Source organism: Streptomyces lasiicapitis, from assembly GCF_014646335.1.
Lineage (GTDB): Bacteria > Actinomycetota > Actinomycetes > Streptomycetales > Streptomycetaceae > Streptomyces > Streptomyces lasiicapitis.
This window is the reverse complement of record NZ_BMNG01000024.1, coordinates 19,849-34,618: the sequence shown is the minus strand read 5'-3', so window position 1 is coordinate 34,618 and position 14,770 is coordinate 19,849. Positions and strand designations below refer to the sequence as shown.

The 14,770-nt window shown below is 72.0% G+C and carries 15 protein-coding genes and 1 riboswitch; of the genes, 6 read left to right on the top strand and 9 right to left on the bottom strand.

Features of this window, described 5'->3' with window-relative positions; genetic code table 11:
• Positions 1–97: 97 nt before the first annotated feature.
• Positions 98–1,102, top strand: coding sequence for a 2-hydroxyacid dehydrogenase (locus tag IEY91_RS38210; protein WP_164325771.1), 1,005 nt, complete (start codon positions 98–100; stop codon positions 1,100–1,102).
• Here IEY91_RS38210 and IEY91_RS38205 read toward each other — a convergent pair.
• From IEY91_RS38205 to IEY91_RS38195, 3 genes are all read right to left on the bottom strand, one after another.
• Positions 1,048–2,934 (bottom strand): anthranilate synthase family protein, encoded by a 1,887-nt coding sequence (locus IEY91_RS38205; RefSeq protein WP_189177429.1) that lies wholly within the window; start codon positions 2,932–2,934, stop codon positions 1,048–1,050. The genes IEY91_RS38210 and IEY91_RS38205 overlap by 55 nt on opposite strands.
• Positions 2,935–3,066: 132 nt before the next feature.
• Complete coding sequence (locus IEY91_RS42725) at positions 3,067–3,123, bottom strand: trp operon leader peptide (protein ID WP_106968013.1); 57 nt, start codon at positions 3,121–3,123, stop codon at positions 3,067–3,069.
• Positions 3,124–3,149: 26 nt separating this feature from the next.
• Positions 3,150–3,758: a TetR/AcrR family transcriptional regulator gene (locus tag IEY91_RS38195; protein ID WP_189177428.1), complete on the bottom strand. Its 609-nt coding sequence runs from the start codon at positions 3,756–3,758 to the stop codon at positions 3,150–3,152.
• Between the two features lie 51 nt (positions 3,759–3,809).
• Here IEY91_RS38195 and IEY91_RS38190 point away from each other — a divergent pair, with 51 nt between their 5' ends.
• The 3 genes from IEY91_RS38190 to IEY91_RS38180 all read left to right on the top strand — a co-directional run bounded on the left by IEY91_RS38190 (position 3,810) and on the right by IEY91_RS38180 (position 6,583).
• Positions 3,810–4,742 carry an SRPBCC family protein gene (locus tag IEY91_RS38190; RefSeq protein ID WP_189177427.1) on the top strand — a complete coding sequence of 311 codons (933 nt, stop codon included), beginning with the start codon at positions 3,810–3,812 and terminating at the stop codon, positions 4,740–4,742.
• Between the two features lie 34 nt (positions 4,743–4,776).
• Positions 4,777–6,129, top strand: coding sequence for a class II 3-deoxy-7-phosphoheptulonate synthase (locus tag IEY91_RS38185; protein WP_164325775.1), 1,353 nt, complete (start codon positions 4,777–4,779; stop codon positions 6,127–6,129).
• A gap of 169 nt (positions 6,130–6,298) precedes the next feature.
• Complete coding sequence (locus tag IEY91_RS38180; RefSeq protein WP_164325776.1) at positions 6,299–6,583, top strand: (2Fe-2S)-binding protein; 285 nt, start codon at positions 6,299–6,301, stop codon at positions 6,581–6,583.
• On the opposite strand, the gene bfr is transcribed toward IEY91_RS38180, so the two are convergent.
• Positions 6,580–7,059, bottom strand: coding sequence for a bacterioferritin (gene bfr, locus IEY91_RS38175; RefSeq protein ID WP_164325777.1), 480 nt, complete (start codon positions 7,057–7,059; stop codon positions 6,580–6,582). The two genes, IEY91_RS38180 and bfr, sit on opposite strands and share 4 nt — an antisense overlap.
• 153 nt (positions 7,060–7,212) lie before the next feature.
• Between bfr and IEY91_RS38170 the strand changes: the two genes are divergently transcribed.
• Positions 7,213–7,845: a sulfite oxidase-like oxidoreductase gene (locus tag IEY91_RS38170; protein ID WP_164325778.1), complete on the top strand. Its 633-nt coding sequence runs from the start codon at positions 7,213–7,215 to the stop codon at positions 7,843–7,845.
• An 18-nt stretch (positions 7,846–7,863) separates the two neighbouring features.
• Here the strand turns inward: IEY91_RS38170 and IEY91_RS38165 are convergent, their stop codons facing one another.
• The 5 genes from IEY91_RS38165 to thiO form a co-directional block, all read right to left on the bottom strand.
• Positions 7,864–8,727 carry a deoxyribonuclease IV gene (locus IEY91_RS38165; RefSeq protein WP_189177426.1) on the bottom strand — a complete coding sequence of 288 codons (864 nt, stop codon included), beginning with the start codon at positions 8,725–8,727 and terminating at the stop codon, positions 7,864–7,866.
• Between the two features lie 155 nt (positions 8,728–8,882).
• Positions 8,883–10,925: a Stk1 family PASTA domain-containing Ser/Thr kinase gene (gene pknB / locus IEY91_RS38160; protein ID WP_189177425.1), complete on the bottom strand. Its 2,043-nt coding sequence runs from the start codon at positions 10,923–10,925 to the stop codon at positions 8,883–8,885.
• Between the two features lie 138 nt (positions 10,926–11,063).
• A complete protein-coding gene (locus IEY91_RS38155; protein WP_164325781.1) occupies positions 11,064–11,858 on the bottom strand; it encodes a thiazole synthase in 795 nt (264 codons plus the stop codon).
• Between the two features lie 5 nt (positions 11,859–11,863).
• Positions 11,864–12,085, bottom strand: a complete 222-nt coding sequence (thiS, locus tag IEY91_RS38150) for a sulfur carrier protein ThiS (RefSeq protein ID WP_164325782.1) — start codon at positions 12,083–12,085, stop codon at positions 11,864–11,866.
• Positions 12,082–13,332 (bottom strand): glycine oxidase ThiO, encoded by a 1,251-nt coding sequence (thiO, locus tag IEY91_RS38145; protein WP_189177424.1) that lies wholly within the window; start codon positions 13,330–13,332, stop codon positions 12,082–12,084. The genes thiS and thiO overlap by 4 nt, the downstream gene beginning before the upstream one ends.
• Positions 13,330–13,442: riboswitch (TPP riboswitch) on the bottom strand. It overlaps the preceding gene by 3 nt.
• Positions 13,443–13,584: 142 nt before the next feature.
• Here thiO and IEY91_RS38140 point away from each other — a divergent pair.
• The gene (locus IEY91_RS38140) at positions 13,585–14,751 is read left to right on the top strand and encodes an NAD(P)/FAD-dependent oxidoreductase (RefSeq protein ID WP_229697527.1); all 1,167 of its coding nucleotides are present in this window, start codon (positions 13,585–13,587) and stop codon (positions 14,749–14,751) included.
• Positions 14,752–14,770 lie beyond the last annotated feature (19 nt).

The window sequence follows — 14,770 nt, the reverse complement described above, 5'->3', positions numbered from 1 at the left end:
GGTCACTTGCCGTCCCGCGCCGTCGGGCGGCGGGTACGGCGGCGGGACCGTATATTCGGCGGCGCGGGGGCAACGTACGCGAGACCGGGAGCAGACCGTGGAGATCCTCGCCTTCGGCGTCCAGGCGGACGAGCGCCCCCTCGTGGAGAAGGCCTTCGCCCCGCACCACGACGTCCGCTGCCTGGACGTCTTCCTGAGCGAGGACACCGCCCCCATCGCCGCCGGCTACGAGATCATCTCGACCAGCGTCAACGCCAGCCTGAACAACCGCGTCCTGCAGACCCTCGCCGCCGGCGGCACCCAGATGATCGCCCAGCGCTCCACCGGCTTCAACAACATCGACCTCCAGGTGGCCGAGCGCCTGGGCCTGACGGTCGCCCGGGTCTCCTACTACTCGCCGTACTCCGTCGCCGAGTTCGCCTGGACCCTGGCGATGGCCGTCAACCGCCGCATCGTCCGCGCCAGCAACCGCACCCGCGACTTCGACTTCCGCCTCGACGGCCTGATGGGCCGCGACCTGCGCGGCCGCACCGCCGGCGTCCTCGGCACCGGCAAGATCGGCGAGGCCTTCACCCGCATCGCGCACGGCTTCGGGATGAACCTCCTCGGCTGGGACGTCGCCGAGAACCCCGAGTGCGTCGCGCTCGGCATGAAGTACGTGGACAAGGACCGGCTGTTCGCCGAGTCCGACCTGATCAGCCTGCACGTACCGCTGCTCCCCGCGACCCAGCACATCATCGACGAGAGCGCCCTGCGCGCCATGAAGGACGACGCGATCCTGGTGAACTCCAGCCGCGGCGGCCTGATCGACACCGACGCGCTCGTCCGCGAACTGCGCGCGGGCCGCTTCACGGGCGTCGGCCTCGACGTGTACGAGGCCGAGGCCGGGCTGTTCTTCCTCGACAAGTCCCTGGAGGTCGTCGAGGACGACACCCTGGCCCGGCTCGTCACCTTCCCGAACGTCGTGGTCACCTCCCACCAGGCGTACTACACCGTCGACGCCGTCAGCCAGATCATCGAGACCACCGTCCAGAACGTCCTCGACTATCAGGCGGGCCGCCGCTCCGAGAACGTCCTGGTCCCCGCCGCCCCCGCCAGCTGACCGAGCAGCTCGCGCACGATCCCCGCCCCGCGCAGCGAGAGCACCGACTCCGGGTGGAACTGCACTCCGGAGAAGCCAGGCCCCCGCAACGCGTGCACCTCACCCGTCACCCGGTCCCGGCTCACCTCGATCCCGTGCGCCGCCAGCTCCCGCTCCGCCTCGTCGTCGCAGCGCGCCACGAAACTGTTGTAGAAGCCGACGGTCTCCGTCCGCCCGAAGAGATCGACGTCCGTCTGCGCGCCTTGGTACGGGACCTCCTTGCGTACGATCTCCAGGCCCAGCTCGGCCGCGATCAGCTCGTGGCCCAGGCACACCCCGAGCACCGGGTGCCGATGCCCGCGGATCAGCTCCGCCGCGAGCGCCCGCAGGAACCGCATCTTCGCGTCGCCGGTGTCCGAGGGGTCGCCGGGGCCGGGGCCGAGCACGATCGGGCCCTCGTGCCCCAACGCCGCGTCCGCGAGCCCCACTTCGTCGTACCGCCGCACGCTCACGGTCAGACCCGACGAGCGCAGCACATGCGCGAGCATCGCCGTGAACGTGTCCTCCCCGTCGATCACGAGCGCGTGCCCGGACAGCTCGTCCGCCTGCTCCTGCATCCGCAGCCAGAACGGCGCGAGCCCGGCCCGCCGCCCGTCCAGGGCCGCCCGCACCCGCGGATCGTCGGCGAGCGCCGGCCGCGCGCTCTCGTGCCGCGGGCGGCCGGGCCGGGCACCGAGCGCGGCGAGGACGCCCGCCGCCTTCGCGTGCGTCTCCGCCACCTCGCCGGCCGGGTCCGAGCCGCGCACCAGCGTCGCCCCGACCGGCACCCGCAGTCCGCCGTGCGCGTCGATGTCGGCGGTGCGGATCAGGATGGGCGAGTCGAGGGTCTGTACACCTGCCGCGTCCCGGCCGATCAGTGCCAGCGCGCCCGCGTAGTAGCCACGCCCACCCGACTCGTGGCGCCGGATGACCCGGCACGCGTTCTGCACCGGCGAGCCGGTCACGGTCGCCGCGAACATCGTCTCCTTCAGGACCTCCCGCACATCCAGGGTCGAACGGCCCCGCAACTCGTACTCGGTGTGCGCGAGATGGGCCATCTCCTTCAGCCGGGGCCCGACGACCACCCCACCCCGGTCGCCGACGGTGCACATCATCTTCAGTTCCTCGTCGACGACCATCGACAGCTCCTCTGTCTCCTTGCCGTCGGCCAGGAAGGACAGCAGACCGTCGGCCGTGGGGCCCTCGGGCGGATAGCGGTACGTCCCGCTGATCGGGTTCATCACGACCGTCCCGCCGGACATCCGCACATGCACCTCGGGACTCGCGCCTACCAGCGTCCGGTCCCCGGTGTGCACGACGAACGTCCAGTACGCCCCCCGCTCACCGACGAGCAGCCGCCGGAACAGCGCGAGCGCGTCCGCCCTGCCGAATCCGGGGATCCGGCCCTCGTACGTCCGCCGGATCACGAAGTTCGCGCCCTCGCCGCTGCCGATCTCCTCCCGCAGCACCCGGCCGACGGTCCGCGCGTACTCCTCGTCGCTCACGTCGAAGCCGCCGTCCGCCACCCGCACGTCGTGGCCGGGCAGCGCCGACAGGGCCTCGGCGAGCGGCAGTTCGTACGACTCCTCGGGGGTGAGGACGCTGAGCGGCGTGCCGTCGTCCGTCACCTCGAAGCCGCGCTCCCTGATCTGCCGGAAGGGCACGAGCGCGAGCCCCTCGGGGAGGTCGGCGAGGCGGTCGTACGTCGCCACCGGTCCGATCAGGACCTCCACCGTGTCGTGGTCGCGGCCGGGGGTGCGGCGGCGCAGCAGGGCGAAGGGGCGGTCGTCGGTCAGCAGATCTCGCAGGTCCATGGGGCTGTTCCTTCTCCGTGAGCGGATGTGAGAGGAACGGCCCGGCCTGTGCGCTTCCGGCAAGTGCCCGGAAACCGGAAAACACTGAAGGCCGCCCCTCGGGCGGCCTTCGCGGTACGTGGGTACGCGCAGTCAGTGGGCCGCCGGAAGAGCGGGCCACCACCAGGTACGGGTCGAATGCGCGAACATGCCCCGCACCCTAACGCATGCGGACGTCAGCGCCGCATGAGTACGTCCAGCGCCTCGTCCAGATACGCGCCGAACTCGTCCTCGCCCGGCAGCACCGACGGCGCCGCGTGCCCGAGCTGGGCGTGGCCCAGATAGACCGTGTACGCGAGAAGGCCGCGGCGGCGCGCCTCGGCCGCCGGGAAGCCGAGGTCGGCGAAGAGCCCGGCGACGTACGCCACCCGGCGCTCGGTGACCTGCCGCATCGCCGCCTCGACCTTGGGGTGCGAGGCCGTCGCGAGCAGCGTGACCTCCAGGGGGTCCGAGGACGCGGAGCTGATGGCCTCGGCGAACAGCAGCCGGACGCGCTTGCGGATGTCCGGCTCCGCCTCGACCTCGCTGATGATCCCCTCGGTGTTGATCTCCGCCCAGCGCGCGAGGGCGGCCTCGATCAGGGCGTCACGGTTCGCGAAGTGCCAGTAGAAGCTGCCCTTGGTGGTGCCGAGCCGGACCGCGAGCGGCTCCACGGCGACGGCCGCGAGCCCGCCCTCGCCGATGGCCGCGAGCGCGGCGTCGGCCCAGTCCTGGGCGGAGAGCCGGGGCTTCGCCGAGGTCTTCCGCCCGCCCGCGGCCGCCGTCTTCGTCTGCCGTTGCGCCATGACCGTACGGTACCGTACGGTTGACCATACGCCAGCGTATGGAGGTGTGTCGTGAGTGTCGTACGCAATGAACACGAGCGAGTGATCGAGGCCCCGGCGGCGGCCGTCGGGGCGCTGCTCGACCGGCTCTCCGCCCCGGACGACCCGCTCTTCCCGACCCCGGCCTGGGACGCCATGATCTTCGACCGGCCGCTCGCGGTCGGCGCCGTCGGCGGCCACGGCCCGGTGCGGTACTCGGTGACGGAGTACGAACCGGGCCGCCGCGTCCGCTTCGACTTCACCGCACCGGACAACGGCTTCCACGAGATCTCCGTCGAGCCCCTGGGGGAGCGGCGCTGCCGCCTGCGGCACGTCCTGGAGACCGAGCCGCGGGGCATGGACCGGATCGTGTGGCCGACCGTCGTCCGGCCGCTGCACGACACGATCATCGAGGAGGTCTTCGACAACGCCGAGCGGGTCGCGACGGGCGGCTGCGCGCACCCCGTGCGCTGGTCACGCCGGGTGCGCCTGCTGAACGGCCTCTACTGGGACCGGACCGAGACGGTCCCCGTGCCCGAAGGCGCCCGACTGCTCCGCGCCGCCCTCGACCGGCCCGCGTACGAGGACGCGTACCGCATGCCGATGCTCCCCGGCCTGCCCCGCGATCCGCGCGCCTGGTCCCACATGCTGCGCGAGGACTTCCCCGTACTCGGCTGTGAGGACGGCGAGCTGCTGCTCCAGGTCGACATCGCGGGGCTGACCGCGCGCGCGTCCATCCTGGTCGACGACCAGCACGTCACCCTCAGCACCTTCGCCCGCCCCGACACCCCGCGCGGCCGCGCCTACTGGGCCGTGGTCCGCCTCGGCCACCCCTTCATGGCCCGCCTGATGCTCCGCCGCACCCACCGCGCCCTGGCCCTCTCGGCGCCGAACGCCGGCGAGCGGGAGGCGGAGCGGCGAGCCGGGGGGCCGGTGTCTCACCCGTCTCACTTTGTGAGCGGGTGAATGGACGGCGGCGGTGACCCCGTAGGGTTGACGCGTGACCGTGAACGCTAAGACCAGCGCGAGCGCTGGCAACACCTGGCGAGACCTGCCCGCGGCGCAGCAGCCCGAGTACCCCGATGCCGAGGCTCTGCGCGATGTGATCGCGGACCTCGAGTCGTATCCGCCGCTCGTCTTCGCGGGCGAGTGCGACCAGCTGCGCGCCCGCCTTGCGTCCGTCGCCAAGGGAGAGGCGTTCCTGCTCCAGGGCGGCGACTGCGCCGAGGCCTTCGACGCGGTGTCGGCCGATCACATCCGGAACAAGCTCAAGACCCTGCTCCAGATGGGCGCCGTCCTCACGTACGCCGCCTCCGTGCCGGTCGTGAAGATCGGCCGGATCGCCGGCCAGTACTCGAAGCCGCGCTCCAAGCCGACCGAGACCCGCGACGGCGTGACGCTGCCGACGTACCGAGGCGACTCGGTGAACGGCTTCGACTTCACCGAGGCGGCCCGCATCCCGGACCCCGAGCGCCTGAAGCGGATGTACAACGCCTCCGCCTCGACGCTCAACCTCGTGCGCGCCTTCACCACCGGCGGCTACGCGGACCTGCGCCAGGTGCACGCCTGGAACCAGGACTTCGTGAAGTCCTCCCCGTCCGGCCAGCGCTACGAGCAGCTCGCCCGCGAGATCGACAACGCGCTCAACTTCATGCGGGCCTGCGGCACGGACCCCGAGGAGTTCAAGACCGTCGAGTTCTACGCCTCGCACGAGGCGCTGCTCCTCGACTACGAGTCGGCGCTGACCCGCGTGGACTCGCGCACGGGCGATCTGTACGACGTCTCAGGACACATGGTCTGGATCGGCGAGCGCACCCGTCAACTGGACGGCGCGCACATCGAGTTCGCCTCGCGCATCCGCAACCCGATCGGCATCAAGCTCGGCCCGACGACGACGGCCGAGGAGGCGCTGCAGTACATCGACCGCCTCGACCCGGACCGCGAGCCCGGCCGCCTGACCTTCATCGCCCGGATGGGCGCGGACAAGGTCCGCGACAAGCTCCCCGAGCTGGTCGAGAAGGTCACCGCGTCCGGCGCGACCGTGGCCTGGATCACCGACCCGATGCACGGCAACACCTACGAGGCGGCCTCCGGCCACAAGACCCGCCGCTTCGACGACGTGCTCGACGAGGTCAAGGGCTTCTTCGAGGTGCACAAGGCGCTCGGTACGCACCCGGGCGGCATCCACGTCGAGCTGACCGGCGACGACGTCACGGAGTGCGTGGGCGGCGGCGACGAGATCTTCGTCGACGACCTGCACCAGCGCTACGAGACGGCGTGCGACCCCCGGCTCAACCGCAGCCAGTCGCTCGACCTGGCGTTCCTGGTGGCGGAGATGTACCGGGACCAGTGATCACCTGACCTGGGTATTCCCCGGTTGCGCAGCTGTGGGGCGCGGATCCATGTGATCCGCGCCCCACGTGCGTATCCCGGGCTTTTGCGCAGCCGGAGGCGCGGGTAAGGTTAGGTTAGCCTCACCGATTAATCGGGACGGGCGCCACTTGTCAGCCTGTCCTCGGGAGGTGAACCGCGTGTACGTCTGCAACTGCTTCGGGATCACCGAAGACCAGGTGAAGAAGCACGCGGAGGCCGGTGCCTGCACCCCCCGCCAGATCGCCTCCGCCTCCAAGGCGGGCACGGACTGCGGGTCCTGCGTGCGCCGCATCCAGTCGCTGCTCGGCCGGGGGGCCTGCCCGCGGCGTGAGCTGGTGGACCAGGGTGAGCCGACCATGGCGCTGGTCCCCGAGGCGGAGCTGCCCAAGATTCCCGGGATTCCCGAACGGGAAGAGCTCCCGGAGGCCGCCTAGCTCTCCGGCTGCTCGATGAGCTGCGAGATGTACAGCGGCTCGCCGAGCTTCTCGACCAGCTCCAGCTGGGTGTCGAGATAGTCGATGTGGTGCTCCTCGTCCTCGAGGATCGACTCGAAGATGTTCGCGGACGTGATGTCGCCCTTGGCGCGCATCACCTCGATCCCGCGCTTGAGGCGGTCGATCGCCTCCACCTCGATCTGGCGGTCCGCCTTGAACATCTCCGTCACGGTCTGGCCCACGCGTACGTGGAACAGCCGCTGGTAGTTGGGCAGACCGTCGAGGAACAGGATCCGGTCGGTCAGCACCTCCGCGTGCTTCATCTCGTCGATCGACTCGGACCGGGTGAACTTGGCGAGCTTCGTCCAGCCGAAGTTCTCCTGCATCTTCGCGTGCAGGAAGTACTGGTTGATCGCGGTCAGCTCGGCGGTCAGCTGCTCGTTGAGAAATTCGATGACCTCGGGGTCGCCCTGCATCGCAGAGGCTCCTTCCAAGCGGGTGACTGGGCAGGTCCGCGCATCTTTGCACCGGCATCCTGGGGCGTCCAGTAAGTGCACGCTTAGTAGGAGTTGCCCGAATCCACGTATACCTGGTCACGTCCACCTCCCGCGGTCTGTCAGGATGGAGACATGGGTCAGCCGGTGGGTCGCACATCTCGAGACGTGGCGGAACCGGAGCTTCCGCCGGGGCAGCGACTGCAGCGCGGCTGGCCGGTCACGCACTACGGCCCGGTGCCCAAGTTCCGCCCCGAGCGCTGGGAGTTCAGGGTCTTCGGCGCCACCGCCGACGGCGAGAAGCACTGCTGGACCCACGAGGAGTTCTCGGCCCTGCCGTACGCCTCGGTGGTGGCCGATCTGCACTGCGTCACGAAGTTCAGCATGCTGGGCGCCGAATGGGGCGGCGTGCTCGCGCGCGACCTGCTCGCGCTCGCCCCGCCCGCCCCGCAGGCCACCCACGTCATGGTGTGGGCCGAGTACGGCTTCAGCTCGAACCTGCGGATGGACGACTTCGCCTCCGACCGCACGATTTTCGCCACGCACAAGGGCGGTGAACTGCTCACCGCGGAGCACGGTTTCCCGCTCCGTCTCGTGGTGCCGCACCTGTACGCCTGGAAGGGCCCGAAGTGGGTCCGCGGCGTCGAGTACATGACGGCGGACCGCCGCGGCTTCTGGGAGGAGCGCGGCTACCACAACGTGGGCGACCCGTGGCGGGAGCAGCGCTACTCGTACCAGGAGGAGCCGGGGGACGGCCCGGAGCTGTAGCGGCCCCGGGAAAAGGGATCAGGCGTCCCTGAGCTCCTTCAGGAGGGCGATGTCGGCCGCGTGGCCCTCCTTGCCGCCGGGCGTCTCGATGATCAGCGGTACGCCGTCGGCCGCCGGGTGGGTCAGGAGCTCGCGGAAGGGTTCGGCGCCGATGTGCCCGGAGCCGATGTTCTCGTGGCGGTCCTTGTGGGCGTCGACGACGTCCTTGGAGTCGTTGGCGTGCACCAGCTTGAGGCGGCCCTCGCCGACCGTGTCGACGAGCAGGTCGAGGGTCTGCTTCATGCCGCCCGGCCCGGCCAGGTCGTGCCCGGCCGCGAAGATGTGGCAGGTGTCCAGGCAGACGCCGAGCTTCGGGTGGGCGTCCAGGGCCTCGAAGTACGGCCCGAAGTCCCAGGTGCGCGAGCACAGCGACGCGCCCTGCCCGGCCGTGGACTCGAGCAGCAGGAACGGGTCGTCGTCGTGCGTCAGCTCGTCCAGGAGCGGCAGCATCCGCTCGCGCACCTGGTGCAGCGCCACCCCGCGCTCCCGGCCGCCCGTCGCGGAACCTGTGTGCACGACGACCCCGAGCGCGCCGATCTCACGGCCCCGGCGCAGCGAGTGCCGCAGCGACTCCACGGACTTCTCCACGGTCGCCTCGGTGTGCGAGCCGAAGTTGATCAGGTAGGGCGCGTGGACGTACGCCGGGATGCCCTCGTCCGCGCAGGCGGCGCGGAAGGCCTCGTCCTGCTTCGGGTTGCCGGGCGGTGTCGCCCAGCCGCGCGGGTTGGCGGCGAAGACCTGCACGGTCTCGGCGCCGATGTCGCGTGCGTACGCGAGCCCGACGGAGGCGAGCCCGCCGGCGACGGGGACGTGGCTGCCGATGGGGGACTTCTTGGTGCTCATTCGGCCCAGGATATGGCCCCTGCCGGCTGGGTATAGCCCCTCCGGCGTTTGAGGAGCGGGGGTCTGGGGGCAGAGCCCCCCACGCGGCGGAGCCGCAAATCGATACAGCCGGGAAAGGGGCGGGTCCGGGGCGCCTCCCGCGAGGGCCCCCGACCTCAGCGAATCTCGATGGTGATCGTCGACCCCTTGGGGGCTTCGTCCCCGGGATCCACGGACTGGTCCTTGACGGTGTCCCCGAAGATCCCGAGCAGCCCCCGGTCCTCCTTGACGTCGAACCCGGCCCCCTCCAACGCGTCCTTGGCCTCGCCGACCTTCATCCCCTCCACGTCCGGGACCTCGACCATCGGCGGCCCCTTGGAGATCGTCAGCGTGACCACGGTCCCCTCGGGAACGTCCTTGCCCTCCTCGTCGGGGGACTGCTTGACGACGTCGCCCTTGTCCTCGTCGGAGGTGACCCGGCCCGGTGCGATCTTCACCTTCAGGCCGGCTTCCTCCAACTCGGCGCGGGCGTCTTCCTCGGACTCGCCGGTCACGTCGGGCAGCTCCACCGCGCGGCCCTTGCTGACGACGAGCGCGACGGCCGAGCCTGCCCTGCGGACCTTGCCCGCCTGCGGGTCGGTGCTGATCACGGCGTTCTTCGGGACGTCCTCACTGAAGGCCCTGGTGACCATGCCCGCCCCGAGCCCCACGTCGTCGAGCTTGTCCTTCGCCTCCGGCAGCGGCGTGCCCTCCAGGTCCGGCACCTTCACGGTCTCCGGGCCGAGGGAGACGGTCAGCGTCACCTTGCCGTTGTGCCGGATGCGCTCGCCGACGCCGGGGTCGGTCGCGATGACCGTGCCCCGCTTGTCGGTGTCGCTGTAGGCGCGCTTGACCTTGCGTACGTCGAGACCGGCGCCGTCGAGTCGCTCGCGGGCCTGGGCCTCCGTCTTCGCGAGGAGCGCCGGGACCTTCGTGAACTGGCCCGAGTTGATGTACCAGACGCCCGCGCCCAGGCCGAGGACCAGCAGCACCGCGGCTATCGTCGCGGATATCCCGCGACGGGTGTTGAGCCGCTGGCGCAGGCGGGCCGCGGTCGACTTCGGAGCCGACGCGGGCGCGGTCGCGGGCGGCGGCGTGCGCAGGACGCTGGTGTGGTTGAGCCCGTCCTGCCGGCTCTCGCGAAGCTCCCGCAGGGCCCGCAGCTCCTGGGGCTCCTGCGCGTGCTGGGAGTCCTGCGCGGTGGTGGGCAGGGGGAGTTGTACGCCTCGGGTCGCGCGCGGGATGACGCTCGTGCGCTCGTCGGAGCCGGTGGAACTGTCTGCGGCATCCCGCTCCGTGCCGCGCGCCTGCGGCGGGACGGCGTCCAACTGCCCGTCCGTGAGCGCGAACCGGGCCTCGCGGAGCTGCGCGAGCAGGGCCACGGCGTCGTACGGACGCAGGTCCGGGTTGCGGGCGGTGGCCGACGCGACCAGCTCGTCGAGCTCGTAGGCGAGGCCGGGCACGGCCGCTGAGGGCGGCGGCACGTCCTCGTTGAGGTGCTGGAACAGCACCTGGGCGGGGGATTCGCCGCCGTGCGGCTTGGCGCCGGTCAGCATCTCGTACAGCACGACCCCGGAGGCGTACACATCCACGCGGGTGTCCGCCGTGCCGTGCTCGATCTGCTCCGGCGCGAGATAGGACACCGTGCCGAGGACCGTGCCGGTCGTGTTCGTCACGGAATCCACTGCTCGTACGAGGCCGAAGTCGGCGACCTTCACGCGGCCGTCGTCCCCTATCAGGACGTTCTCCGGCTTCATGTCGCGGTGCACGAACCCGGCGCGGTGCGCGGCGCCGAGGGCGGCGAGCACGGGCTCCAGGATGTCCAGGGCCGCGCGGGGGCGCAGGGCGCCGCGCTCGCGCAGGACGTCGCGGAGGGTGCAGCCCGCGATGTACTCCATCGCGAGATAGACGTACGCGCCGTCCGTGCCCTGGTCGAAGACCCCGACCACGTTCGGATGCGCCAGGCGGGCCACCGACTTGGCCTCGCGGATGAAACGCTCGACGAACGAGGTGTCGGCCGCGAGCGTGGGGTGCATCACCTTCAGCGCGAGCACGCGGTCGAGGCGGGTGTCCACGGCCCGGTAGACCGTGGCCATCCCGCCGACCGCGATCCGCCCGTCCACGCGATAACGGCCGTCGAGCACCTGCCCGACGAGGGGGTCCTTGAGGGTCGTGTCCACGGAGGGAGTCTACGAGGCCGCACCGACACCCCGGCCCCCTCGCCCGCCGGCCCTACGAGACTGCAGCGCAGCTGTGACCGTCCGGTGCCCTATGCCGGGCGGGGCGGCCGCGGGGACGGTTGCCGCGACCGCGGAACGTCAGAACGCCGGTCGTTCCGGGTCCAGGGCCGCCCGTCCCTCCGCGGGAGACGACGCCTCGGCGAAGTGGCGGCGGGGGATGCGGCCGCCCAAGTGGGCGAGGCGCCCCGCCAGGACGCCGTGGCGCATGGCCTCGGCCATGAGGACCGGCTCCTGGGCGCGCGTCACGGCCGACGCGAGCATCACGCCGGCGCAGCCCAGTTCCATGGCCTGCGCGGCGTCCGACGCGGTGCCGGCGCCGGCGTCCAGGATCACCGGCACGCGCGCGTGCTCCACGATGAGCTGGAAGTTGTGCGGGTTGCGGATGCCGAGCCCGGAGCCGATGGGGGAGCCGAGCGGCATGACGGCCGCGCAGCCCACGTCCTCCAGCTTCCGGGCGAGCACGGGATCGTCGTTGGTGTACGGCAGCACGGTGAAGCCGTCGTCGACGAGGGTCTCCGCGGCGTCGAGGAGCTCCACGGGATCGGGCAGCAGCGTGCGCTCGTCCGCGATGACCTCCAGCTTCACCAGGTCCGTGCCCAGCGCCTCGCGGGCCAGCCGCGCGGTCAGCACGGCCTCGCCCGCCGTGAAGCACCCGGCCGTGTTCGGCAGCACCCGGATGCCGAGCCGCTCCAGGACGGACAGCACGGACCCCCGCACACCGGGGTCGAGCCGCCGCATGGCGACGGTGGTCAGCTCCGTACCGGAGGCGACGAGGGACCGTTCCAGGATGTCCAGGCTCGGCGCACCCCCCGTACCCATGATCAGTCGCGACGACAGCGTGAGGCCGCCGATGACGAAAGGATCGTCCGCCATGTGCGTCAGCCTCCCTGGACGGCGGTGAGGATCTCGACGCGGTCGCCGTCGCCGAGCGCGGTGGTGGCCCACTGCGCGCGCGGGACGACGGTTTCGTTCAGCGCGGCGGCGACTCCGGAGGGCGCGGCGGTCAGTTGGGCGACGACGGTGTCGAGCGTGGTCCCGGCGGCCACGTCTCGTACCTCTCCGTTGACGGAGACGGCGAATACGGCGAAGGGCGTGGTCATGCGGACAGCTCCGTGAGGTGCTTCGAGGAGTTCAAGTGGGCTGACGTGAAGCGGCGTGGGGTGAACGCGGCCGCCTCGTCCGGCAGTTCGCCGGTGGTCAGGGCGTGCGCCATGACGTCCCCGGTGACGGGGGTCAGGAGGATGCCGTTGCGGTGGTGCCCGGTGGCGAGGTGCAGTCCGGCAAGGGCGGTCGGCCCGAGCAGCGGCGCGTTGTCGGGGGACCCGGGCCGCAGCCCGGCGCGCGTCTCCGTGAGGGGCAGCTCCGTGATGCCGGGTACGAGTTCGTGGGCGTCGCGAAGCAGCTCGTACACGCCGCCCGCGGTGACCGTCGTGTCCCAGCCCAGCTCCTCGCTGGTCGCGCCGACGACGAGCTCACCGCTGACCCGCGGCACCAGATAGACGTGGCTGCCGCGCACGACGGCCCGCACGGTGCGGCTCAGGAACGGCGCGTACCGTCGCGGCACCGTCAGCCGCAGCACCTGCCCCTTCACGGGCCTGACCGGCGCGGTCACCTCCTCGGGAACCCCCGCCAGCCGCCCGCTGAGGCTGCCCCCGGCGAGCACGGTCTGCCCGGCGGCCAGCGCGGTGCCGTCGGCGAGGACGACACCGGTGGCCCGGTCACGTACGACCGAAAGAGCCTGCGCCCACGCGCGCGTGAACCGCACCCCGGCCCGCTCGCAGGCCACGACGAGGGCGGCCGCGAGCCTGCGCGGGTCGACCTGGTGGTCGCCGTCGACGCGCAGTCCGCCACGTACCCCCGGAGCGAGCATCGGCTCGAGACGCCGGCACTCGCGGCCGTTCAGCCACTCCGAAGTGAGCCCCGAACGCACCTGGAGGGCGTGCAGATCGCGCAGATGCGCGCGGTCGTCGGCGTCGAGGGCGACGGCGAGCGTGCCGCACGCGCGGTAGCCGATGTCCTGGCCGCTCGCCTCCGTCAGCTCGGCGGCGAAGTCGGGATAGCGGCGCGCGGAGGCCAGGTTCAGGCCGAGCAGGGTCTGCTCGCCGTAGTGCAGCTCGGTGACGGCGGCCAGCATGCCCGCCGCGACCTGCGCGGCGCCGCCCCCCGGCTCGGGGTCCACGACGGTGACGGCGAGCCCCCGCTGCGCCGCCCGCCACGCGGTGACGAGCCCGATGACGCCGCCACCGACGACGAGAACGTCACAAGGCGGACCTTCTGGGGACCCTGCTGGGGACCCTTCCAGGGACGACGGTGCCGCTTCTGTCTTGCCATTCGTACGGGAACGCATGGGCGTCCAGCCCCTCCCTTCGCCGGCATGACCCGGATCAGGTTCGTACGGTCGGAGGCCGTCCAGCCTCCCTCTCAGCCCGGTGCGTCCGGGCTCCCGCGAGTGCTCTGCACCGTCAGCCTAGCCCGTCGCCCGGTGGCGAGTTAAGCCCGTCGTGCCCGCTGTCGGGGGCGCCGCCCTAGAGTTGATCGGGTGAGCGACGAGCAGAAGAGGGTGGCGGCGGGGCGGCGCGTGGTGATCGTCGGCGCCGGGATGGCCGGGGTGCAGTCCGCCGTGGCGCTGCGCGAGCAGGGGTTCATGGGCACGGTCACGCTGATCGGCGCGGAGCCCCATCAGCCGTACGACAGGCCGCCGCTGTCCAAGGCGGTGCTGCTCGGCAAGGCGGAGGGCTCGGCCTTCGACATCGACTTCGAGGCGCTCGGCATCGAACTGCGACTGGGTCTGGACGTCACCGGCGTCCGCCCCGCCGACCACGAACTGGACACCGAGGCGGGCCCGGTCGGGTACGAAAGCCTGGTCCTCGCGACCGGTGCCGAACCGATTCGGCTGCCCGGCTCCGACGGCGTCCCCGGCGTGCACCTGCTGCGCACCCTCGACGACGCCGAGCGGCTGCGCCCCGTCCTCGCCGAGCGGCACGACGTGGTGGTCGTCGGCGCGGGCTGGATCGGCGCGGAGTTCGCCACGGCGGCCCGGGACGCGGGCTGCTCCGTGACCGTGGTGGAGGCCGCCGACCGCCCGCTCGCGGGCGCGCTGCCCGCCGAGGTCGCGGCCCCGATGGCGGCCTGGTACGCGGACGCCGGGGCCGAACTGCGCACCCACGCGCGCGTGGAGCGCGTCGAGCCGGGCGCGGTGTTCCTCGACGACGGCACGCGGCTGCCCGCGGGCGCCGTCGTCGTCGGCATCGGCGCGCGGCCCGCGACGGCGTGGCTCGCGGGCTCCGGCATCGCGCTCGGCGCCCACCGCGAGGTCCTCGCCGACGAGCGGCTGCGCACGTCCGCGCCGGATGTGTACGCGGTCGGCGACTGCGCGTCCTTCCCTTCGGGGCGGTACGCGGAGCGGCTGCTCGTGCACCACTGGGACAACGCGGTCCAGGGTCCGCGCACGGTGGCGGCGAACATCATCGGCGAGAGCCCGGCGGTGTACGACCCCGTCCCGTACTTCTGGTCCGAGCAGTTCGGCCGCTTCGTCCAGTACGCGGGCCACCACGCACCCGGCGACGAACTGATCTGGCGCGGCGACCCCACGACCCCCGCCTGGACGGTCTGCTGGCTCCGTGACGGCGCCCTCACCGCCCTCCTGGCGGTGGGCCGCCCCCGCGACCTGGCCCAGTCCCGCAAACTCATCGAGTCCGCGACGCGCCTGGACCCGACGCTGACGGCGGACCCGGCGATCCCCCTGAAGCGCGCGGTCGCCGGCTGACCCTCCACCGCGTGGCGGC